Below are 21,928 nucleotides of genomic sequence, written 5' to 3' on the forward strand. Positions count from 1 at the left end.
GGACCGCAGGCTGCGCATTCCGTCATACTCCCGCCAGAATCTATGCTCGAAAATGCTCGAAGAGTGGCCAGATCAATCAGCTTCGCGCATAGACGGGTATCGGGCTGCCACTCATCGCCCGGCTTCACCAGGGAGTCACTCCATATGTCCACCACCTGTCGCACCACCATCGAGATCGCCTCGCAGCCGGACACCTGGCTACGGGCGAAGGCGTCACTGGGCCTTCACTCCGAGGTCCTGCCCCGTCGCGGCGAGCGGGTCGCCGTCGTCGGCTGCGGAACGTCCTGGTTCATGGCCCTGGCCTACGCCGAGCTCCGGGAGCGCGGCGGTCACGGCGAGACGGACGCGTTCGCGGCTTCGGAGTTCCCGCACGGGCGCGCGTACGACCGGGTGCTCGCGATCACCCGGTCCGGCACCACGAGCGAGGTCCTCGACCTCCTGGGCCGGCTCAAGGGCACCACGCCGACGGGCGCGATAACCGCCGACCCCGAGACCCCCGTCATGAAGGCGGCCGACACCGTGGCCGTACTCGGGTTCGCGGACGAGGAGTCGGTCGTGCAGACCCGGTTCGCGACCACCACGCTCGCGCTGCTGCGAGCACATCTGGAGGCGGAGGACGCGCTGCCGGCCGGTGTGCGGTCGCTCGACGAGGCGATCGCCGACGCGCGGCGGGCGATCGCGCTGGACCTGGACGCCGAGGTGTGCGCGGCCGAGCAGTTCACCTTCCTGGGCACCGGTTGGACCTACGGGCTGGCCCTGGAGGCCGGGCTGAAGATGCGCGAGGCCGCCGGGGCGTGGACCGAGGCGTACCCGGCCATGGAGTACCGGCACGGGCCGATCAGCATCACCGGACCGGGCCGTGTGGCGTGGGTGTTCGGTCCGACCCCGGCGGGCCTGACCGACGACATCGCCCGCGTCGGCGGAACGCTCGTCGCCGGATCCGTCCACGGACCCGGCAAGCTGGACCCGCTGGCGGACCTCGTCCTGGCCCAGCGGCTGACCGTCCGGCTGGCCGAGGCACGAGGTTACGACCCCGACCGACCGCGCAACCTGACCCGCTCCGTCATCCTCGAGGCCGCCCATGCGTGACGAGACCGAGGAACGGGACTGCGTCATCGCGCTGGACGTGGGCGGGACCAGCATGAAGGGCGCGCTCGTCGACCGCGAGATGAAGGTCCTGCACACCGTGCGCAGGGCGACGCCCCGCCGTTGGGGCCCGGACGCGGTGATCGCCGAGATCGCGACCGTGCTGCACGAACTCGACAGGAACGCCGCCGCACACGGACTGACCGTGCGGGGCGCGGGGGTGGTGGTCCCGGGGATCGTCGACGAGGAGACGCGGACGGCCGTCTACTCGGCGAACCTCGGCTGGCGTGATCTGCCGCTCGCGGACTACCTGGAAGGAGCGTCGGGCCTGTCCGTGGCCCTGGGACACGACGTACGAGCCGGCGGGGTCGCCGAGTGCCGTCTCGGCGCGGCCCGGGGCGCGGACGACGTCTGGTTCGTGCCCATCGGGACCGGCATCTCCGCGGCCGTCTTCTCCGACGGGCGGCCCGTCCGTGCTCGCGGCTACGCGGGCGAGCTCGGTCATGTGGTCGTCGACCCCGGCGGGGAACCGTGCGTCTGCGGTGCCCGGGGGTGCCTGGAGGGTGTGGCGTCGGCCTCGGCCGTAGCCGCGGCGTACAGCGCCCTGACCGGGCGCCGGGTCGAGGGCGCCTCGTCGGTGGCGGAGAGGCTCACGCAGGGAGATCCAGACGCCCGTGCCGTATGGGCCCGGGCCGTCGAGGCCCTGAGCGCGGCTCTGGCCACGGCCACGACCTTGTTCGCACCCGAGGTCGTCGTCCTCGGCGGCGGCCTCGCCGAGGCCGGCGGCCTGCTCCTGGACCCCCTGCGCGCGTCACTCGCCCGCCGGCTGACGTTCCAGCGGCGGCCCGAGCTGGTTCTCGCGGAACTCGGGGACATGGCGGGATGCCTCGGCGCGGGCCTCGCCGCATGGCAGACGGCGGGCGGCGTGTCGTCGGCGCGGTTCCGGCCCTCGCCGACGCCGGAGGTGGTGTCGTGATCCTCACCGTCACGCTCAACGCCGCTCTGGACGTCACGTACGAGGTCGACGCCCTGGTCCCCCAGGGCTCGCACCGCGTGCGTGAGGCATTCGCGCGAGCGGGAGGCAAGGGGATCAACGTCGCCCGCGTCCTGTCCGCCCTGGGAATCCCCACCGTCGTGACCGGTCTGACGGGTGGTCCGACCGGCCGTGCGATCCGGGACGACCTGCGCGCGGCGCAGCTGCCCGACGAACTGGTCCCCATGGCAGGCGACTCCCGTCGTACGGTCACGATCGTGTCCCGTGACGACGGCGACGCCACCGTCTTCAACGAGTCCGGTCCTCATGTCGACATGGCGTCCTGGGCGGACTTCGCCGCCCGGTTCGCCGCACTGGTACGCGACGCCCAGGTGGTCGTCCTCTCCGGCAGTCTGCCTCCCGGGCTGCCGTCCGACGCGTACGGGCGGCTGATCCGCCTGTCCGCCGAGGCGGGGGCCCGCACGGTCCTCGACAGCAGCGGCCCCGCCCTGCTCACGGCCCTTGACGCGCATCCGACGGTGATCAAACCCAATGCCGCGGAGCTCACCGAGGTCACCGGCCACGACGACGTCGAAGCCGCGGCCGGGAGCCTCCGTGCCCTCGGCGCGCGAAGTGTCGTGGCCTCACGTGGACCGGACGGGCTGTACGCCGTCACGTCCGAGGGGAGCTGGCACGCCACTCCCCCGCGCCTCCTGACGGGAAACCCGACAGGAGCCGGGGACGCCTGTGTCGCGGCGATCGCGGCGGGGCTCCTGGCTGGTGAGCCCTGGCCGACCGTCCTGCGCGAAGCCGTCGCGCTCTCGGCGGCCGCCGTTCCCTGCCCTCTGGCCGGCGACTTCGACGCCGCCCTCTACCAGCAACTCCGTACCACCGTTCCCGTGGAGAGAACCCATGCCCCTGTCAGCCACTGACGAGATCGTCGACCCCGCGTACGAGGAGACCACCGGCGTCGGAGCCTTCAACGTCGTACAGATCGAGCACGCGGAGGCCATCGTCGCCGGAGCGGAGCGGGCCGGTCTGCCCGTCGTCCTCCAGATCAGCGAGAACACCGCCCGCTACCACGGATCGCTCGCCCCCATCGCCGCGGCCTCGCTCGCCCTGGCCGGCAGTGCGAGCGTCCCGGTGGCGCTGCACCTCGACCACGCGGAATCGACCGACCTGGTCCGCGAAGCCGTCGACCTCGGCTTCACCTCCGTGATGTTCGACGCCTCCAGACTCCCCTACGAGGAGAACCTGGCGGCGACGCGCGAGATCACGGACTACTGCCACCGCGCGGACGTATGGGTCGAGGCGGAGCTGGGCGAGGTCGGAGGAAAGGACGGTGCGCACGCCCCGGGCGTGCGCACCGATCCGGACGAGGCGGTCGCGTTCGTCACGGCGACCGCCGTGGACGCCCTGGCCGTCGCCGTCGGCAGTTCGCACGCCATGCTCACCCGGGACGCCGAGCTGGACTTCGACCTCATCGCCCGCCTGCGGAACGCCGTCGGCGTCCCGCTCGTCCTGCACGGCTCCTCCGGAGTCGACGACGCGGACCTCTCCAAGGCCGTCGCCGCGGGCATGACCAAGGTGAACGTGTCCACGCACCTCAACCAGACCTTCACCCGGACCGTGCGCGAGTACCTCACCGCACACCCCGAGACCGCCGATCCGCGAAAGTACCTGGGGCCCGCACGCGCCGCCGTGGCGGACGAGGTGGCACGCCTCCTGCGCGTGCTCGCGGGCTGCTGACCTCGGTGCCGAGCTGACCGAGGGAATGACAGGAGGGGCCGTCGCCTGAGCGACGGCCCCTCCTTTACTTCAGCGGGCTCAGTAGACCTCGAGCTCGTAGATCCGCGCGGCCTGGTTGGTCGTCTGGGTCGGCGTGGTCACGTCGATCCGCACGTACCGGGCGGTGCCGCTCACCGAGTGCACCGTCGTCGCCGCGGTGTTGTCGGTGACGGTCGCGACCGTGGTCCACGTGGTCCCGTCCGTCGACGTCTTGATGGTGAACGCCCTGGTGTTCCAGTCCGCCGACTCGCCACCCATCGCCGCGTGCTTGACCACGACCTTGTAGAGCGGCCTGCTCGAACCGAGGTCGACCTGCAGCCACTTCGACGTCGCCGACGTGCAGAACTTGTCGGTGGACCCGCCGGTCATGCTGCCGTTGACGGCCTTCTCCGGGCCTTCCGAGGTCGAGCACGGGGCCGATCCGGTCACGGGCCGCTTCAGTGCGATGTTGGTCAGCGGGTTGACCACGGCCCAGTCGGTCGGCGTCGAGGACAGCGCGACGTCGAGGGTGCCGCCGGACCGGATGAAGCTCGACGCCACCTTCCAGTCGGTGTGCGCCGTGCCGTCCTTGGTGACGGACTGGATGTACTTTCCGCTGCCGACGCCGTTGACCGTCAGCACCACGCCGTCGGCGTTGGTGATGGTCGCACTGGGGAAGAGCGGGCTGGACAGGATCATGTCGCCGGAGCCGGGCTTGTGCGGGAACAGGCCGAGGGCGGCCCACACGTACCAGGCGGACATGGTGCCGAGGTCGTCGTTGCCGGGCAGGCCGGAGGGGCCGGTGGTGTAGACGGTGTCGACGATCTGGCGCACGGTCTCCTGGGTCTTCCAGGGCTTGCCGAGCTCGTTGTAGATCCACGGGGCGTGGATGTCGGGTTCGTTGGTCGGGTCGTACTTCAGGGCGCCGCCACCTCGGACCAGCCAGTTGCCGTTGATGTCGTGGAAGAAGTCGTCGAGGCGGCCGGTGGCGGTGGACTTGCCGCCCATGACGGCCGCGAGTCCGGCGACGTCGTGTGGCACCATCCAGGTGTACGCGGCGGCACTGCCCTGGGCGAATCCGGTCTGGGTGGACGGGGTGAAGCCGCCGACCCAGGAGCCGTCCAGGTTGCGTCCCTGCATGAAGCCGGTGGCCGGGTTGTACACGTTCTTCCACCAGCCGGCGCGGTCGGCCATGACGGCCGCCTCGGTGGTGCGGCCGAGGGCGCCGGCCCACTGGGCGAGCGAGTAGTCCGCGATGGAGTCTTCCATGGTCTCGGCGGCGCCGCCCCAGCAGTGGCAGACGTCGTTGGCCGCGTACTTCGACTGCATGTACTGGGCGAGGTTGGGGCGCTGACCCACGCACTGACCCGGGCAGCCCGCGTCGGACAGACCGTCCGGGTTCGGGACGGTGGCCTGGTTGTAGAGGGAGCTGAAGGCGCCGTTGTAGTCGAAGTTGCGCACGCCCATGGCGTAGAAGGTGGCCAGGGTCACCGCCGACGGGTCGCCGGTCATGACGTGGGTGGCGCCGCTGATGTGCACCCAGCGGTCCCAGACGCCGCCGTTCTGCCGGGCGAAGTTGTACAGCGACTGCGCGAAGTCACCGGCCACCTTCGGTTCGAGCAGGGCGAGCAGCTGGATCTGGGCGCGGTACTGGTCCCAGCCGGAGAAGTTGCTGTACTGCGCCCCTTGGCCGGGCTCCAGGCCGTGCGCGACCTGGTCCATGCCCCGGTACCGGCCGTCAGTGTCGCTGATGATGTTGGGCTGCTGCAGGCTGTGGTAAAGCGAGGTGTAGAAGATCTTCTGCTGGTCGGCCGTGCCGCCGCCGATCTTGACGCGGCCCAGCCTGGTGTCCCACGCGGCCCGCGTCGCGGCGGCCACGCCGTCCACGGTGGTGCCGGACGGCTGCTCGTCCTGGAGGTTGCGCTCGGCGCCCTCCTGCGAGACGTACGAGATGCCGATCCTCATCGTCACCTGGGTGCCGGACGCGAAGGTGACGTAGCCGCCGGAGCCCTTGCCGAGCCGGTCGGCGCCGGTCAGGTAGCCCTCGCCGCCGGTCTGGTAGGTGCCGCCCGGCTGGAGGGTCGCGTCCTTCCAGGTGCCGTTTCCGGCGAAGGGCTGGTCGAACTGGGCCGTGAAGTACAGCCGGTAGTAGGTCTTCCGGTTGTTGTTGGGGGTACCGCCGTTGACGCGGCGGCCGCAGAACGCACCGGTCAGCACCGAGCCGGTGACCTTTCGGTTGGCCACGTCGATGCGCGTCTCGGCGTCCTCGCTGCCGTTGAGCGAGTTGGAGGTGCGGAACAGCAGGTTCGCGGGCTTGCCCGAGGGGAACCCGATCGTGCCGATCGCGGTACGGGTGGTGGCGGCGAAGTCGGTCGTCGCTCCGTTCGCCAGGTTGAGCTTGTAGCGACCGGGCGTCGCGGACTCGTCGGCGTGGCTGAAGTTGCTCGCGTAGACCGCGTCCGTGGTGTCGGCGGTCGGCGACGAGGTCACGTCTCCGGTGTGCGGGAAGATCGGCAGGTCACCCGCGGCGCCCGGGTGGCATCCGGCACCGTTGACGTGCGTGAGGGCGAAGCCGCGCAGACGGGTGGTGTTGTAGTCGTAGCCGTTGGCGGCACCGGTGTTGGTCTGGTCCCCGCGTGTGCTCGTCGGACTCCACGACATCATCCCGAACGGCGCCGTCGCGCCGGGGAAGGTGTTGCCGCCTCCGCTGGACCCGATCAGCGGGTCGACGTGATCGGAAGGCGCGGCAGCGAGGGTCTCCGCCTGGACGGGCACCGCGGTCACCCCTCCCAAGGCGAGGGCGGCGGCGAGGGCAGCGGCCACCGGCCGCCACTTCGTTCTGGGACGTATGCGTGATGGGACAGTGCTCACTGCATTCTCCGGCAGGGTTGGGAGCATCAGCTGCATGGGTCGGATGCGGCAAGACGACCGCCTCCGTGGGCCGCGGGGCCGGGGGGATGTAGCGGGACGGCCTCATCTGCCGGCCCCGCGAGATCGGACCGCGGTATTCGACCGGCCCGATGGACCACTCCCCGGGTCGGAACCCGGTGTGGCGGGGACAAGCTAAATCATTTTGATGAACTACATCAACCCTGCGATGACACCCGGTTTACGAGACATCCGCCCGCAGGTGTCAGCTACCCGTCACGCACACACGGTGGCAGCCGCTCGCGGCGCGAGCAGGGCGGTACGGGCGGCGCCGAGCAGGCCGCCGTGCCGCCCGAGAGTGGACGCGGCCACGGTCACCCGCTTCACGTAGCCGAGGGTGGCGGCGTGTTCGAGGTGCGCGCGCAGCGGGTCGAGGAGCACCGGGCCGGCCGCGGCCACGCCGCCGCCGATCACCACGCGGTCCACGTCGCAGAGCGTGGCGGTGGCGACGATCCCGCGGGCCAGCGCCTCGGTCCCCCGATCGAACGCGGTCACCGCGATGGCGTCCCCGCTCGCCGCGCTTTCCGCGAGCGCGCGGCCGTCCGCGCCGGTCCAACCCTGTTCACGGGCCCAGCGCACCATCGACGTACCGCTGGCGTAGGCCTCGACGCACCCGGTGGCGCCGCAGACACACGGCGGACCGGCCGGGTCCACGACGATGTGTCCGATGTGGCCCGCGTTGCCGCTGGGGCCGGGGTAGGCGGCGCCGTCGAGCACGAGCCCGCCCCCAACCCCGGTGGACACCACGATCCCGAGCATCGACCGGGTGCCGCGCCCGGCGCCCAGCCAGTACTCGCCGAGCGCCGCGGCGATGGCGTCGCCGACGAGGGTGACCGGAACACCCGGAACGGTCTCGGCGACCAGGTCCACCAGCGGGAAGTCCCTCCAGCCGGGGATGTTCACCGGGCTGACCGTGCCGCGCGCGGGGTCGACGGGCCCGGCGCAGGCCACGCCGGCCGCGAGGGGCGCCACGCCGTCGACGATGGCGCGGATCAGCCCCGTCAGCGCCGTGCCGAGCTCGGGCTCGGTCGTCGGAGTGGGCACCTCGGCGTGCCGGAGGACGTGCCCTTCCGCGTCCACCAGGCCCGCGCCGAGCTTCGTGCCTCCGATGTCCACCGCGAGCACGACGTTCTGAGTCATGGGGGTCCTTTCTGTGGTGTCGGTCCGATCCTCGGGATCAGTCCGACAGGAGCGCCGCCAACTGCGGCGAGTAGGTGGAATGCAGGACGAGCGCGGCGGCGCCGACGACGGCCGCGTCCGCGCCCAGCGGGGAGAGCTTCACGTCGACGGCCCGGATGTGCCGGGACATCACGCGGGTGGCGACCGCGGACCGGACGGTGTCGACGTAGAGGTCTTCGAGGTGCCGGATGCCGTGGCCGCCGAGGACGACGAGGTCCACGTCGACGACGTTGACGACGTTGACGACCACCGAGGCGATGTGGCCCGCGGCCTCTTCGAGAACGCCCGCCGCCAGTGCGTCGCCGTCCTTCGCCGCGTCGCAGATCGCGGCGATGCCGATCGAGTCTGGGTCGACGCGGAAGCGTTCCGCGAGCGCGCTCGCGCCACCCGCGCCGAGCCTGCGCCGGGTCTCCGTCCGGATCGCGGCCGGGCTGACCAGGGTCTCCAGGCAGCCCCGGTTGCCGCAGTAGCACTCGAGGCCGCCCGACAGCACTGTAGTGTGCCCGAACTCGCCGGCGTTGAACGAACCGCCCCGGTAGACCTGGTGGCCCAGGACGAGGCCGCCGCCGATGCCGGTGCCGAAGAAGACGTACGCGAAGTTCGCCACGCCCCGCCCGGCCCCCGCCCAGCGCTCGCCGACCGCGGCGGCCGTGGAGTCGTTGTCGAGCGTGACCTCCAGCCCGGTGGCCTCGCCGAGCAGCTGCCGGATCGGGACCCGGTTCCAGTGGGCGAGCTGGGGCGGCGCGACCACGATGCCGTGTTCCAGGTCGATCGGGCCCGGGCAGGCGAGCCCGAGGCCCTGCACCCGCTCGCGCGGCACGTCGGCCTCCGTCAGCACGTCCTCCACCAGATCCGCCATCGCCGCGAGGACCTCGGTCGGGTCCGCTCCCGGCGGTGTCGGGATCCGCTTGGTCACGAGGGGGCGACCCAGCAGGTCCACCACCACGCAGGCCAGCTCGGCCGGGTCGAGGTGCAGGCCGACCGCGCTGCCCGCGTCGGCGTTGATGCGCAGGGTGGTGCGAGGTTTGCCGCCGGTCTTGACGCGGCTGGCCCCGTCCTCGCGCACGATGCCCTCGTCGAGCAGCTTGCGGACGATCCCGGAGACGGTCTGCGGGGTGAGACCGGTGTGCTTGGCGATGGCCACGCGGCTGATGCCGTCGGCGCGCTGGATCTCCTCGAGCACCACGGCCCGGTTGTACCGGCCCACCTTGGGCAGATTCGTACCTGCTTGTCGCACGGAAGATCCTCTCTGTCGGCGCAGCAAGGTCATTCTGCCTCACGGCCGTTGACAAAGTAAATCAATTGGATTTACGGTCCCGCCACAAAGCTGCAACACAGAGGAGCCGCCGATGCCACCCCCCGTCCTGCTCGAGATGCGAGGGATCACCAAGACGTTCCCCGGTGTGAAGGCGCTGGACGACGTCAACCTGGTGGTCCGTACCGGCGAGGTCCACGCGATCTGCGGCGAGAACGGTGCGGGCAAGTCGACGCTGATGAAGGTGGTCAGCGGCGTCTACCCGTACGGCAGCTACGCCGGCGACATCGTCTACGACGGCGGGGAGGTGCGGTTCGACGGCATCCGGGCCAGCGAGCGCGCGGGCATCGTGATCATCCACCAGGAGCTGGCCCTGGTGCCCGGCATGTCGATCACCGAGAACGTCTTCCTCGGCAACGAACCGCGCGGGCGTGGCGGCATCGACTGGAAGCACGCGCGCCGGCGGGCCATGGAGCTGATGGCCCAGGTCGGCCTGGACGAGGACCCGGACACCCTGGTCAAGGACATCGGGGTGGGAAAGCAGCAGCTGGTCGAGATCGCGAAGGCCTTCGCCAAGGACGTACGGCTGCTGATCCTCGACGAGCCCACCGCCGCCCTCAACGAGGACGACTCGCAGCATCTCCTCGACCTGCTGCGCGAGTTCAGGCGGCAGGGCATCACCTCGATCATCATCTCGCACAAGCTCAACGAGATCGAGGCGATCGCCGACTCCGTCACCATCCTGCGCGACGGCCACACCATCGAGACGCTCGACGTCGCCGCGGGCGGGGTCGACGAGGACCGCATCGTACGGGGCATGGTGGGCCGCGAGCTGAACAGCCGCTTCCCCGACCGCACTCCCGACATCGGCGAGGTGTTCTTCGAGGTCCGCGACTGGACCGTGCGTCATCCGGTCTCCGCCGAACGCCTGGTGTGCAAGAACTCCGGCTTCACCGTGCGCCGCGGCGAGATCGTCGGGTTCGCGGGTCTGATGGGCGCCGGCCGTACGGAACTCGCCATGAGCCTGTTCGGACGGTCGTACGGGGTCTGGCAGGGCGGGCACGTGTACAAGGACGGCCAGGAAATCCGGCTGAAGTCCGTCTCGGACGCGATCCGACACGGGCTGGCCTACGTCAGCGAGGACCGCAAGGCGATCGGGCTCAACCTGCTCGACGACATCAAGACCTCGGTCGTCGCGGCCAAGCCGTGGAAGGTCGCCCGGCACGGGATCGTCGACCGGGTCGCCGAGCACCGGGTCGCCGACGGGTACCGCGGCGAGCTGCGGATCAAGACGCCGACCGTGGACGAGGGCGTCGCCAAGCTCTCCGGTGGCAACCAGCAGAAGGTCGTGCTGGCCAAGTGGATGTTCACCGACCCCGACCTGCTGATCCTCGACGAGCCGACCCGCGGCATCGACGTGGGCGCCAAGTTCGAGATCTACGGGGTCATCCACCGGCTCGCCGCCCAGGGGAAGGGCGTGGTCGTCATCTCCTCGGAGCTGCCCGAGCTCATCGGTCTTTGCGACCGGATCTACACCGTGTTCGAGGGGACTGTCACCGGCGAGGTGGCGCGGGCCGACGCGGACCCGGAGCGCCTCATGAAGCAGATGACCACTACGAAGAAGAAGTCGATGTCATGACCGGATTCCAGAACTTCAAGAAGAACCTGTTCGGGGGCTCGACCTCCGCCGGCCGCCAGTTCGGCATGATCTTCACGCTCGTGGCGATCACCCTGCTGTTCCAGGTGCTGACCGACGGGCTCACGCTCACGTCGGGGAACCTGATCGCGGTCGTCAGCCAGTACTCCTACATCCTGATCCTGGCCATCGGGATGCTGATGGTGATCGTCGCCGGACACATCGACCTGTCGGTCGGCTCCGTGGCGGCGTTCGTCGGCATCATCGTCGCCAAGGCGATGCAGCTCTACGACCTGCCCTGGCCGCTGGCGATCCTGCTCGGCCTGGCCTGCGGCGCGGTCATCGGCGCCTGGCAGGGGTTCTGGGTGGCGTACATCGGGGTCCCGGCGTTCATCGTGACACTGGCGGGCATGCTGCTGTTCCGCGGCGGCAACCAGCTGATCGGCAACGCCGACACCGTTCCCGTACCGGAGGGTTTCCGCACCATCGGCGCGGGATACCTGCCGGAGGTCGGCCCCGCCACCGGATACAACAACCTGACCCTGCTGCTCGGTCTCGTCGCCTGCGCCGCACTGGTGTGGCGGGAAGTCCGTACGCGGCGCACCCGGGTGCAGATGGGCGCGCAGCCCGTCCCGCTGTGGGCCTCGGGCCTGCGGCTCGCGGCGACCGTGGGCGTGGTCGTCTTCGCCATGCTGCGGTTCGCCGGCGGTCGCGTCGGCACCAGCCTGCCGGTGTCCGGCATCATCCTCGGCCTGCTGGTGATCGCCTACTCGTTCTACACCCGCAACGCCATCGGCGGCCGGCACGTCTACGCCGTGGGCGGCAACGCCCGCGCCGCCGAGCTGTCGGGCGTGAAGCTCCGGCGCGTCAACTTCCTCGTCATGACGAACATGTCGGTCCTCGCCGCCCTGGCGGGCATGATCTTCGTGGCGCGGTCGGCCGCCTCCGGCCCGCAGGACGGGCTCGGCTGGGAACTCGACGCCATCGCGGCGGTGTTCATCGGCGGTGCCGCGGTCTCCGGCGGCCTGGGCACCATCAACGGCTCGATCGTCGGCGGCCTCGTCATGGCCCTGCTCAACAACGGTCTGCAGCTCATGGGCGTCGGCGTGGACCTGGTGCAGATCATCAAGGGCCTGGTCCTGCTGCTCGCGGTCGCCCTCGACGTCTACAACAAGGGCCAGGGCCGATTCTCCGTACTCGAATCGATCACGCGCCCCTTCCGTCGTCAGGAACCTCCCGCCACGGTACCGGCCGAACCGGTCCGCGAAGGCGACAGGGCTTCGTCCGCGTTCTGAGTCACCCCCCATACGCCGCTCGGCTCCAGCTCAAGCGGCAAGCCAAGAAAGGCAATCGAAGATGCGCAACATGTTCGCCAAGGCCGTCACAGTCGCTGCCGTGGCCGCACTGGCACTCGGCGCCACCGCCTGCTCCTCCGAGCGCGAGGGTCAGGGCGGCGACACCACCGCCAAGGGCTTCGCGGCGGACAGCATGATCGGCGTCGCACTGCCGTCGAAGACCTCGGAGAACTGGGTGCTCGCCGGTGGCCTGTTCGCCGACGGCCTCAAGGGCGCGGGGTTCAAGTCCGACGTGCAGTACGCGGGCTCGACCACCACTGTGGCCGACCAGCAGAACCAGATCTCGGCCATGATCACCAAGGGCGCGAAGGTCATCGTCATCGGCGCCGCCGACGCCGCGCAGCTGTCCACCCAGGTGAAGCAGGCCAAGGAGTCCGGCGCGGTCGTCATAGCCTACGACCGGCTCATCACCAACACGAAGGACGTCGACTACTACGTCGCCTTCGACAACTTCAAGGTCGGACAGCTCCAGGGCCAGGCGCTGCTCGACGGCATGAAGGCCAAGAAGCCGAAGGGCCCGTGGACCGTCGAGCTCTTCTCCGGCTCGCCCGACGACAACAACTCGGCCGTCTTCTTCAACGGCGCGATGAGCGTGCTCAAGCCGCTGATCGACAAGGGTGACATCGTTGTCGGGTCGTACCAGTCCAACATCAAGCAGACCGCGATCCAGGGTTGGAAGGCCGAGATCGCCCAGCAGCGCATGGACTCCCTGCTGACCTCGAACTACAGCCACGGCAAGACGCTCGACGGTGTGCTGTCCCCCAACGACACCCTCGCCCGCGCGATCCTCACCTCCGTCAAGGCCGCCGGCAAGCCGCTTCCGGTCGTGACCGGCCAGGACTCCGAGGTCGAGTCCGTGAAGTCCATCATGGCCGGTGAGCAGTACTCCACGATCAACAAGGACACCCGCAAGCTCGTCGCGGAGGTCATCAAGATGGTCAAGGCGCTGCAGGCCGGCAAGGCCCCCGCGGTCAACGACACCAAGTCCTACGACAACGGCGCCAAGGTGGTCCCGGCCTACCTGCTCCCGCCCGTCATCGTCACCAAGGCCAACGCGGCGGAGGCGTACGCCAACGACCCCAAGCTCGCCCCGCTCACCAAGTAACAGCGCCCCCGCAACAGCACCCCTTCTCGCGCGCCCCCGGCCCCGCCGCGGGGCGCGCGACCGCTTTTCCCCCGAGGACCACCGATGAGCGAACTCCTGCACCTGGACAACCCGATCCGCCCCTACGACTGGGGCTCACACACCGTGCTCGCCGAACTCCTCGGCCGCCCGGCCACCGGCCCGCAGGCCGAGCTGTGGATCGGCGCCCACCCGACCGCCCCCTCCCGGCTGCCCGACGGCAGCTCCCTCCTCGACCGCATCACCGCCGCGCCGGAGCCGATGCTCGGCCCGGGCGAGGACCGGCTGCCGTTCCTCCTCAAGGTCCTCGCGGTCGAACGCCCGCTGTCCATCCAGGTCCACCCCGATGCCGACCAGGCCCACGAGGGCTACGCGGCGCAGCGCGGCTACCAGGACGCCTGGCCCAAGCCGGAACTGATCTACGCCCTCACCCGGTTCGAGGCCCTGTGCGGATTCGCCGACCCGGAGCACTCCGCCGCCGTCCTCGCGTCCGCGGGAGGCGAACGCCTGGAACGCATCGCGGACATACTCACCTCCGGCGGTCTGCGCACCGCAGTCGCGGCCCTCACCACATGGCCCGAGCACGACCGCCCCGCCCTCGTCGCCGAGGTCGCCGCGAGCACCACCGCCGACCTCGTCTGGCCCCGCCGGCTGGCCGAGCAGTACCCCACCGACCCGGGCGTGGTCCTCGCGATCCTCATGAACCACGTGCTCCTGTCCCCCGGCCAGGCCCTCTTCGCCCGCCCCCGCACCCTCCACGCCTACCTCCGTGGCACCGGCGTGGAGATCATGGCCAACTCCGACAACGTCGTACGCGGCGGCCTCACCACCAAGCCCGTCGACGTCACCGAACTGCAGGCGATCACCGACTTCACCCCCTCACTCCCCGAATTGGTCGCACCGGTCCCCCTCGCCAACGGCGAAGCCTCCTTCCCCGCGCCGACCCCCCACTTCCACCTCACCCGGCTCCAACCCTCGGGCACTCCCGTCGAGATCCTCTCCCCGGGACCCTCCGCCCTGCTGTGTCTGGACGGCGAGCTGACCGTAACCCGAGGCCCGGCCACCGAACGCCTCCGCCGCGGCGACTCCGTGTTCCTCCCCTATGCAGGCGGTCCGGCGAGCGTCAGCGGACATGGCCTCGCTTTCCGGGCCTCACTCCCTCGCTGATCCGAGAGCTGCGGAAGCGATATCCGAGAGCCGGCCGCGAAATACGCCCGGCCTATGTGAGGCCGACCTTCGGAGACGTCACCACATCTCGAGAGGCACGTCGCACACGTCCCCGAAGGCCAGGGCTGTTCCCGCGCTCCCGATTCGCCTCGTGGCGTGCCAAGCGGCCAGCCACTCGGTGCTCCGTACGACCGGGGGCGCGGGGTCCTGATTCCATGACGTGCCCCAGGTCAGGCGACATCGCTATGTGAAGCGATCACGCGCCTCGTGGAGGCGGACTCGATTTCGAGGTGAGTAGCCACTTGGAACCGATCCGACTCGACGGCGTCGAACAGTGGATTTCGTCCCGGACGAACACGGGGGCGCCACCGTGGGTCCAACCTTCACCAGGCGCAAGCACGACACCGGTGCGCTGCAAGCTCTGTCCATCCGACAAGAGCACTGGTTCGGCGCTGCAGATCTTGCTGGGGTCTTCGCCGTCGACGGAGCACCCCACGAGGTACTCCACGAGCAGATCCCAAAGGCCATACCTGGCGGCTGTCGGCCGGCACTCCCGAGCTCCGACGCATGGCCACTGTCTTGACCATGATCCGGACCATACGCGGCCCAATACCTCACCATTGACGCACCGGAACGCTATTCCTGCTGGTCACAACGGTGTCTCGCCTGTACCACCAGCAGACGAAGAAGCTGCTGGGCTCCGATCAAGCAGCCCAGCACCCTGCGAGCGGGCGGCATCCATCCCGCCCACCTTCCGCTACGGTATGCAGTCCCTTGTCTGGTTCGGATGATGCCTCTCGCCAGCGGTGACGCCCCTCAGGAAGTGGTGCCCGCTGGGGAGAATCTGGGGAGGATGAAGGCCGTTGGGGAGCGGCTGGGGAGAATCGACCGCGTAAACCGGCGTCACCATGAAAGCCCCGGAAACGAGCAAACTCGCAGGTCAGCACGGCCAATACAGCCATCTGCGCAGGTCAGCGCCCCGAGGGCGAGGACTTCTTGAAGATCTTCTCGTGGGCGGCGATTCCCTTTGTTCCCACACTGGTGGGAACTATTTATGGCATGAGCTTCGACTCCATGCCGGAGCTGCGCTGGGGCCTCGGGTACCCCTTCACCATCGACTTAATGGGGGTGGTATGCGGCAGTTTGTAAGCGATTCTCAAGCAGGGAGGCCGGCTGTAGCGAGCACCTGTCTCAAACACGCGCCGCGCACTGTTTGTGCATACATCGCCGCGCAAACCGCCCATAGGGGGCGCTAGGGAGAAGTGATGCGGGTGATCTCCTCGCCCTCCGTTCCGCAGGCCCTCTGAGCTGGCCTTTCGGGGATCCGGAAGCGCTGGGGAGGATCTGGGGAGAACGGAGCCGTCAGCAGCACCTCGCACCCATGCCATCAAGCCCGTTCGCCGGACGGTTCGCCGCCCTCTGGACGGCTCGTCGCCGTCGCGGCAAATCACCATGAGTGACCCACGCCGGCGTGCCCCTGGCCTCCGTGGTGCTGCCCATCTTCGGCAACGCCACCAGCGGCGGCACACTGCCCGCCGCCTACCTCCCGGACTGGCTCCACCCGCTCTCCGAGATCCTCCCGGTGGGCGTCGGCGTCCGCGCCCTCCAGGGCCTGTCCCACTTCGACAACGACGGCCTGGCCACCGGCATCGCCGTCCTTACCGCATGGACCCTGGCCGCCGCGGCGGCGCTCTACTGGCGCGATACCCACATCCCGCGCCGCAACGCCGCCGTCGGCTGACACCCTCATCCCCCACGCGCCCACCGGTCCGGCCCATATGCCAGGCCGAGGGACGGATGGGAAGGTCGGGCACGCGCCGACGACGACGTGCGCATCACATGCACCGCGAGGTGCATGACGAGGGATCCCCCAGAGCCCCCTCCGCCACGGAGACCGGGCTGGCCCCAGCCTTCTGCGGCGCGGACACGCCTCTTCCCGCTTGACCGCGCCGGCCAGGCCAACCCCGCGATGTCACACCAAGCAGTCCTATCCGCCCAGGGGCTGTGGCCCGGAGACGGCATGCACGGCATGTCCCCCACAACGATCCGCTGTCTGCGCGAAGGAGGCCGCCAGGTGGTGAAGGCGCCGACTCATCGGTTTGTCGTACCGGCCGTGCTCGATCAGGTCGGTGAGGGTGGCGAGGCGTTCGTCGAGGAGCGCGGTGAGGTGCTGGCGCTGCTTGACGGCGATCGAGCTGAGACGCTGAGTGCTTACGATTGATCGTCAACGAGCATGCGTAAGCCAGGAGTTGACCGACGAGCGATGCTGTCCGGATTGGTTCCAGGGCGAGCAAGCTGGCACGAGCCCAGGTCACGGAGTGGCTGACGCCCCTTGCGGACCGGTTTCCCTCTGTGCGGTTCAAGCGGGAGATCATCCTCGAAGGCGGCGACCAGGACCGCGTCACGCCGACTCTTGCCGAAGTGGCGAGGGCCGCCGGCGGGTCCGCCTTCTCGACCAATCAGGAAGAGGCCCTGGTTTCCGGGCGGGTCGACGTGATCGTGCACTCGCTCAAGGACCTTCCCACCGCCGCCTACGAGGGCACGACGCTGCTTATCACGCCCGGCCCGCGCGAGGACGTACGGGACGTGCTGTGTGGGGCCACCCTCGACGAGCTGCCCCGCGGTGCCCGCGTGGGCACCGGGGCCCCTCGATGCGTAGCTCAGCCACTGGCGCTCCGACCGGACCTGAAGGTAGTTCCGATCCGCGGGAACGTTCCTGGCCGGCTCGCACGCATCAAGGGCCAAGACCGCCTTCACGCCGTTGTGCTCACGGCGGCAGGCCTCAACAGGCCGGCTTGACGCCGGAGGTGCACGAGGTGCTCGACCCCGACGTGTTCCCACCGTCCCCCCGTCAGGGCGCGCTCGGCATTCAGGTGCGTACCGAGTCGTCTGCTGCCCGGCGTGCCGGCCGTCACCGACCTGGCCGCACCATCCTCATCTCCCCGGGGCTGGACATCAGCCTGACCGACCCGCGCATCGCCCTGCTCGAAGACCACGACCCCTGGCTCGCCGTCCCCGGCACACGCCACGCCGGCGACCTCTACCGCGGTGCACTCCCCACCGACCACCCACACGTCAGCCCCTCCTGCCGATCCCAGAAGGCAGCCAGAAGCCGGACCTCGACACACCAAGGGGACACGCCCTACTCGGCGGTGATCCGCAGCACGCCCGTGGTGGTGCCCTGCAGCACCACCCGGCCCGGCGCGATGCTACCCACCATCTGGAGCGTGTCGAAGATGAAGCCCGCCCCGAGGTAGGCCGTCCGCACCGTCCGCCCGGTGGCCGGGTCGATCTCGGCGTACGAGTACGGGTCAAGCACCGAGGTGCTGTTGGTGCCGGGAATCACCGGGTTGCGCAGCACCGTACGGAGCAGCCCGTCTGCGGTGGACAGCCTCGGCACCGCGGCCGACCTGGTCTTGTTGTCCCACTTCAGGTCGCAGCCCGAACCGTCGGCCCGGACGTCCACCCGGCTCAGGCCGCCCCGGTAGCTGTCGGAGGCGGGCACGCTCGGGCCGGCGTCGGCCGGCAGCTTCGGGTACGGGTAGCCGTAGGTGCTCGCGACGAAGATCGAATTGCCCACTGCCACCGGGGAGTTCTCGCTGCCGCTGCCACCCGCCTTGAGCACCGGCACCGAGCAGACCTGCTGACCCGTGTCGGTGCGGTAGACCAGCAGGTTCACCGTCGGCGCGGCGTTGTCGACGACGGTCACGTAGTCGGTGCCGTTGGTCGGCCCGAAGAAGGTCGGAGTGGAGCCGGTCCCCCAGCTCAGCTGGCCCGGCTTGCGCGCCGGGCCCCGGTCGTACGCCTGACGCCAGCTCACCTGCGGCGTGCCGTCCGCCGCCGCGGTCAGCAGGTAGGTGGCGTGCGTGGTGGCCACGGCCGTCCCGTCCGGCGCGGTGGAGATCGAGTTGGACACCCGCTCACCGGTCGGCAGTGCGAGGGTCCGGACCACGTCGTTGCGGTCGTCGGCGGTGCCGACCACCCCCGCGCCGGTGGCGAACCAGACCCGGCCCTGCCAGTCCGGCGACAGCCCGGTGACGGCGTCCCCCTCCGGCACCGCCCCGGCCAGCGACAGCCGGGAGTCGGCGTACAGCTCCCAGCCGCCGGAGGCGGTGCGACGGTGCCCGATCCGCAGCAGGTCCCGGTTGCCGTCCACCGCGACCAGCCGGTCCCGGTTGTCCAGGTAGGCGTAGACACCCCCGAGCAACGACCCCTTGGCCAGCGTCAGTTCGGCCACCGACTCACTGGTCGCCGGATCGAGCAGGTGGACCGTAGGGGCCAACCCGAAGATCTCCGTGCAGAGCGCGACCGGGTAGCCGTCCGCCCCGACCAGCACGGTCGGGCAGGCGGACTGCAACGCCGTCCGGTTCGACCGGATGCTGCCTGCACCCGGCCCCGGCAGCGGGGTGGCGTCGGAGGATCCGGTGTCCCCGTGCATGGTGGCCGTGCCGACCGGGCCCGCGAACGGGTTGGCGGGCGGCAGGGGGCTGTACGAGTCGGCGGCATGCGCCGGGGTGAGGGCGGTCAGCAGGAGGGCAGCCGTAGAGAGCACGGCAGCGCGAGTGGGCAGGCGCATGGGAGTCCCGTCAGAGGAGTGTGGACACAGAGGTGCACTCCGCCCGGCAGGACGAGAAACGGCCCGGAAACACCCGGGCAGGAGGCACCGCGCTCAACAAGCGCGGCGACAGATCGCCGAACACGCACGGGCCAGGTCGACATCAAGCCGACGGCTCAGGTGTGCGTGACGGGTCATGCCCCCATGATCCAGCCCTGGCATCCCGCCGCACAATCCCCGTCTCACGGTACGGAAGGCAACTCAGCTACCTCCCGACCGCGCTCCCGAGGGGTACGGGCCCTCCTCGACGAGTGGGCCGACCTGCGGCCCTACACCTCGAGCAACGAGCGGACCGAAACCCTGGCAGGCTTCCTCCACACCTACAACCACCAACGCCGCCCTACGCACACGACGGACACCCACCCATCAGCCGCGTCGACAACGCTGCGGGTCAATACAACCTAGGCCGGCGTGGGATAGGGAAGCAGGCCGGCGTTGGTATTCTCCCAGGCGGCCTTGAGTTCGGCGAGCAGTGCGGGCTGCCAGGCGGCGTGGTCGGCCCACTCGCTGGGGTCCTGGCTGAGGTCGAAGAGCTGGTCACGGCTGTTGACGAAGGCGTTCTATGCCGCCCTCCTGGAGGGAGGACTTGGCGCCGTTGAACGGCCAGTTGTGGGAGTAGCGTTCGCCGCCGTTGTCGCCGGCGAAGACGACGATCGTGTCGCGCTCCTGCCCGGAGCGCCGCAGCGACTTGAGGACCTCGCCGACCGAGCGGTCCAGGCCCTCGACCATCTGCCGGTACTTGTCCAGGGAACCGCCGTCCAGGTGGACGAGGGCGAGACGGGCGGCGCTGGTGTTGCCCGACCTGACGGCCTTCTCCAGCCGGGCGGCCTCCTCCGTGTCACCGTCGGCGGTCCAAGGCCATTGCGGGGTGGTGAAGTTGAGGTTGAGCAGCCACGGCTTCTCGTGCCGGCGCTCGATGTACTGGCTCGCGCGTTCGGTGAGGATCCTCGTGTAGTACCGCAGGTCGTTGTAGGGGACTTCACCCTCGTAGAGGTCGTACTGCCCGTTGCTGGTGAGCTTGGAGTAGTACTACAGCGCCCCGGCGAAGTTCCCGAAGAGCTCGTCCCAGCCCGACCTCGTCGGCGAGTGGTCGGGCAGGAAACCGCAGTGCCACTTGCCGATCATCGCGGTCGCGTAGCCGCTGTCGCGCAGCAGCCAGGCGAGGGTGGGGTGGATCGGCTCCAGACCTGCGGTGGCGTCCTCGAGGATCGGCTCGTCCAGTCCTGCCCTGATCCGCCCGGGGTAGCGGCCGGTGTAGAGGCTGAGCCGGGTCAGGGAGCAGATCGACGACCCGGCGTAGGCGTCGGTGAACCGCACGCCCTGGGCGGCGAGACGGTCGAGGTCGGGGGGTCCTGATGCCGGGTGAGCCGTAGGAGGAAAGAGCACCCCAGCCCAAGTCGTCGGCCATGATGAACAGGACGTTCGGCCGCTTGGACCGGCGGCCTCGCGCGGCGCGGAACGGCTGCTCCTGCGCGGCGGCCGGGGAGTCGGCTGGCTCCGCGTGCGCGGCGGTGGCGGGCAAGCCGACGGCGGCCGCCGCCCCGGCTCCGAGAGCTCCACCGAAGGCACGGCGGGACAGCTTCTGATCGGGCATGGACACGGTGCGCTCCTGAACAGGGCCCGGCACGAACACGGCGCAGGCCCGGAGTCGAAAGATGAGAGAGCTGGAGGATGGGTGTTCAGGAAACGGGTCGACACAGCGCGCTGGCGACCCGCTGCAGATCGACATGGCGGCGCTCCGCCAAGGGGGTCCGCGGGCCGGCGAACGACGACTGCATTCTTCCGCCCCTCTCGTCCCCCGTCGGAACGCGGCTCAGGTCAGGTCATCACCTCGGGTCCGCCGATAGGTACCGAGTTCCATAGCCGCCGGGCGCAGCGCGTCAAGCCCGGCCGGGTAGCATGGAGCACCCCGACTTCCACGCCCACGACTCTCCGGAGGAAGCAGCCGATGCGCCTTGAGCACGTGATCCTCGGCCTGCTGGCCCTGCGCCCCGCCTCCGGCTACGACATCCGCAAATGGATGGAGGGCAAGGGCAAGTACCTGAGCTACGACGTGCAGCTGCCGCAGATCTACCGCACCCTTCCGCGCCTGGTGGACAACGGCTGGGCGGAGTTCGACCTCGACCCGCGCGAAGGCCGCCCGGACGCCAAGGTCTACCGGCTGACCCAAGCCGGCCGCGACGCTCTCCTCGACTGGGCACGCTCACCGTACGAGCCCTCACCGCGCCCGGCCGACCCCGACTTCCAGCTGCGCTTCCTCTTCGCCGGCCAACTCGGTCCCGAGCACGCGATCGCCGTCCTGCGCACTGAACTCGACTACAGGCTGGCCCACTTCGGGGAGCCCGGCTGGATGGACTTCACCGCCCTCGGCCTCGACCCCATCCCCGACATCGACACCACCTGGGTCCGCAAACTCCACCTCGCCGCCCACCAACACGGCTACGCCTCCACGGCCGCCTACATCGCCTGGCTCCAGCTCACCCTGGCCAGCCTGGAAGCCGAAGCCGGACTCCCGCCCAGCCCCACCCCGTACCGAGGCCCCGCCATGACCAGCCCTGGCACCGGCCCGAAGCCCGAGGGCGGCAACGACCCCGAACCCGGCCACTCACCGGGCCGGCCTTGAGGCACGGATCCAACGGCACAAGTGCCGAGCCATTGATCCAGGCATCGTGACGGCAGCACGGGAGGGGTGCGACGACTACCGCCCCACCTGCTGCGGCTGTTCTCAGTCCAGGCGGACATAGGCGATCCCTGCGCTTGTTGTCGACCCCGGGGCCGGGGACCGCGTCGACCCCGGCGACCCCACCTCGGACCTCGCGGCCCTGCACGGCGTCCTCATGGGCC

General features: G+C 70.0%; 17 protein-coding genes and 3 pseudogenes. 14 read left to right on the forward strand and 6 right to left on the reverse strand.

The window, feature by feature from the left end; translation table 11 throughout:
- Positions 1-144: 144 nt before the first annotated feature.
- From ACH4TP_RS09215 to ACH4TP_RS09230, 4 genes are read left to right on the forward strand one after another with little or no spacing between them, the layout of a single operon-like run.
- Positions 145-1,089, forward strand: coding sequence for an SIS domain-containing protein (locus tag ACH4TP_RS09215; RefSeq protein WP_398436700.1), 945 nt, complete (start codon positions 145-147; stop codon positions 1,087-1,089).
- On the forward strand, positions 1,082-2,062 hold the full coding sequence (locus tag ACH4TP_RS09220; RefSeq protein ID WP_398436702.1) for an ROK family protein: 981 nt from the start codon (positions 1,082-1,084) through the stop codon (positions 2,060-2,062). The genes ACH4TP_RS09215 and ACH4TP_RS09220 overlap by 8 nt, the downstream gene beginning before the upstream one ends.
- Positions 2,059-2,991, forward strand: coding sequence for a 1-phosphofructokinase family hexose kinase (locus tag ACH4TP_RS09225; protein ID WP_398436704.1), 933 nt, complete (start codon positions 2,059-2,061; stop codon positions 2,989-2,991). Before ACH4TP_RS09220 ends, ACH4TP_RS09225 begins: the two co-directional genes overlap by 4 nt.
- Positions 2,972-3,808, forward strand: a complete 837-nt coding sequence (locus ACH4TP_RS09230; protein WP_398436706.1) for a ketose-bisphosphate aldolase — start codon at positions 2,972-2,974, stop codon at positions 3,806-3,808. Before ACH4TP_RS09225 ends, ACH4TP_RS09230 begins: the two co-directional genes overlap by 20 nt.
- 78 nt (positions 3,809-3,886) lie before the next feature.
- On the opposite strand, the gene ACH4TP_RS09235 is transcribed toward ACH4TP_RS09230, so the two are convergent.
- The 3 genes from ACH4TP_RS09235 to ACH4TP_RS09245 all read right to left on the reverse strand — a co-directional run bounded on the left by ACH4TP_RS09235 (position 3,887) and on the right by ACH4TP_RS09245 (position 9,170).
- Positions 3,887-6,649 (reverse strand): GH92 family glycosyl hydrolase, encoded by a 2,763-nt coding sequence (locus ACH4TP_RS09235; protein WP_398436708.1) that lies wholly within the window; start codon positions 6,647-6,649, stop codon positions 3,887-3,889.
- A 321-nt stretch (positions 6,650-6,970) separates the two neighbouring features.
- Positions 6,971-7,894, reverse strand: coding sequence for an ROK family protein (locus ACH4TP_RS09240; protein ID WP_398436710.1), 924 nt, complete (start codon positions 7,892-7,894; stop codon positions 6,971-6,973).
- 37 nt (positions 7,895-7,931) lie between these two features.
- A complete protein-coding gene (locus tag ACH4TP_RS09245; RefSeq protein WP_398436712.1) occupies positions 7,932-9,170 on the reverse strand; it encodes an ROK family transcriptional regulator in 1,239 nt (412 codons plus the stop codon).
- 112 nt (positions 9,171-9,282) lie between these two features.
- On the opposite strand from ACH4TP_RS09245, the gene mmsA reads away from it, so the two are divergent.
- The 8 genes and pseudogenes from mmsA (at position 9,283) to ACH4TP_RS09285 (ending at position 17,268) form a co-directional block, all read left to right on the forward strand.
- Positions 9,283-10,827, forward strand: coding sequence for a multiple monosaccharide ABC transporter ATP-binding protein (gene mmsA, locus ACH4TP_RS09250; protein ID WP_398436713.1), 1,545 nt, complete (start codon positions 9,283-9,285; stop codon positions 10,825-10,827).
- Positions 10,824-12,119 (forward strand): multiple monosaccharide ABC transporter permease, encoded by a 1,296-nt coding sequence (gene mmsB, locus ACH4TP_RS09255; protein WP_398436715.1) that lies wholly within the window; start codon positions 10,824-10,826, stop codon positions 12,117-12,119. Before mmsA ends, mmsB begins: the two co-directional genes overlap by 4 nt.
- A 100-nt stretch (positions 12,120-12,219) precedes the next feature.
- Positions 12,220-13,284 carry a substrate-binding domain-containing protein gene (locus ACH4TP_RS09260; protein ID WP_398436717.1) on the forward strand — a complete coding sequence of 355 codons (1,065 nt, stop codon included), beginning with the start codon at positions 12,220-12,222 and terminating at the stop codon, positions 13,282-13,284.
- Positions 13,285-13,368: 84 nt separating this feature from the next.
- On the forward strand, positions 13,369-14,469 hold the full coding sequence (gene manA, locus ACH4TP_RS09265) for a mannose-6-phosphate isomerase, class I (RefSeq protein ID WP_398436719.1): 1,101 nt from the start codon (positions 13,369-13,371) through the stop codon (positions 14,467-14,469).
- 993 nt (positions 14,470-15,462) lie between these two features.
- Positions 15,463-15,618 (forward strand): annotated as a pseudogene (locus tag ACH4TP_RS09270) (CorA family divalent cation transporter); the annotation flags it as partial.
- A 307-nt stretch (positions 15,619-15,925) separates the two neighbouring features.
- A complete protein-coding gene (locus tag ACH4TP_RS09275) occupies positions 15,926-16,210 on the forward strand; it encodes a hypothetical protein (protein ID WP_398436721.1) in 285 nt (94 codons plus the stop codon).
- Between the two features lie 279 nt (positions 16,211-16,489).
- Positions 16,490-16,690, forward strand: coding sequence for a hypothetical protein (locus tag ACH4TP_RS09280; RefSeq protein WP_398436723.1), 201 nt, complete (start codon positions 16,490-16,492; stop codon positions 16,688-16,690).
- Between the two features lie 101 nt (positions 16,691-16,791).
- Positions 16,792-17,268 (forward strand): hypothetical protein, encoded by a 477-nt coding sequence (locus ACH4TP_RS09285; protein WP_398436867.1) that lies wholly within the window; start codon positions 16,792-16,794, stop codon positions 17,266-17,268.
- A 343-nt stretch (positions 17,269-17,611) separates the two neighbouring features.
- Here ACH4TP_RS09285 and ACH4TP_RS09290 read toward each other — a convergent pair whose 3' ends face one another.
- Positions 17,612-19,045, reverse strand: a complete 1,434-nt coding sequence (locus tag ACH4TP_RS09290; protein WP_398436724.1) for a hypothetical protein — start codon at positions 19,043-19,045, stop codon at positions 17,612-17,614.
- Between the two features lie 252 nt (positions 19,046-19,297).
- Here ACH4TP_RS09290 and ACH4TP_RS09295 point away from each other — a divergent pair.
- A pseudogene (locus ACH4TP_RS09295) lies at positions 19,298-19,482 on the forward strand (IS481 family transposase); the annotation flags it as partial.
- 3 nt (positions 19,483-19,485) lie between these two features.
- Here the strand turns inward: ACH4TP_RS09295 and ACH4TP_RS09300 are convergent.
- Positions 19,486-20,678, reverse strand: a pseudogene (locus ACH4TP_RS09300) (sulfatase-like hydrolase/transferase).
- Between the two features lie 85 nt (positions 20,679-20,763).
- Entirely contained in the window at positions 20,764-20,862 is a 99-nt protein-coding gene (locus ACH4TP_RS09305) for a putative leader peptide (protein WP_398436726.1), read from the reverse strand.
- A 170-nt stretch (positions 20,863-21,032) separates the two neighbouring features.
- Between ACH4TP_RS09305 and ACH4TP_RS09310 the strand changes: the two genes are divergently transcribed.
- Positions 21,033-21,707 carry a PadR family transcriptional regulator gene (locus tag ACH4TP_RS09310; RefSeq protein ID WP_328940868.1) on the forward strand — a complete coding sequence of 225 codons (675 nt, stop codon included), beginning with the start codon at positions 21,033-21,035 and terminating at the stop codon, positions 21,705-21,707.
- Positions 21,708-21,928: the final 221 nt, after the last annotated feature.

Origin of the sequence: Streptomyces sp. NPDC021012 (assembly GCF_044333355.1) — a bacterium.
Taxonomy (GTDB): Bacteria; Actinomycetota; Actinomycetes; order Streptomycetales; family Streptomycetaceae; genus Streptomyces.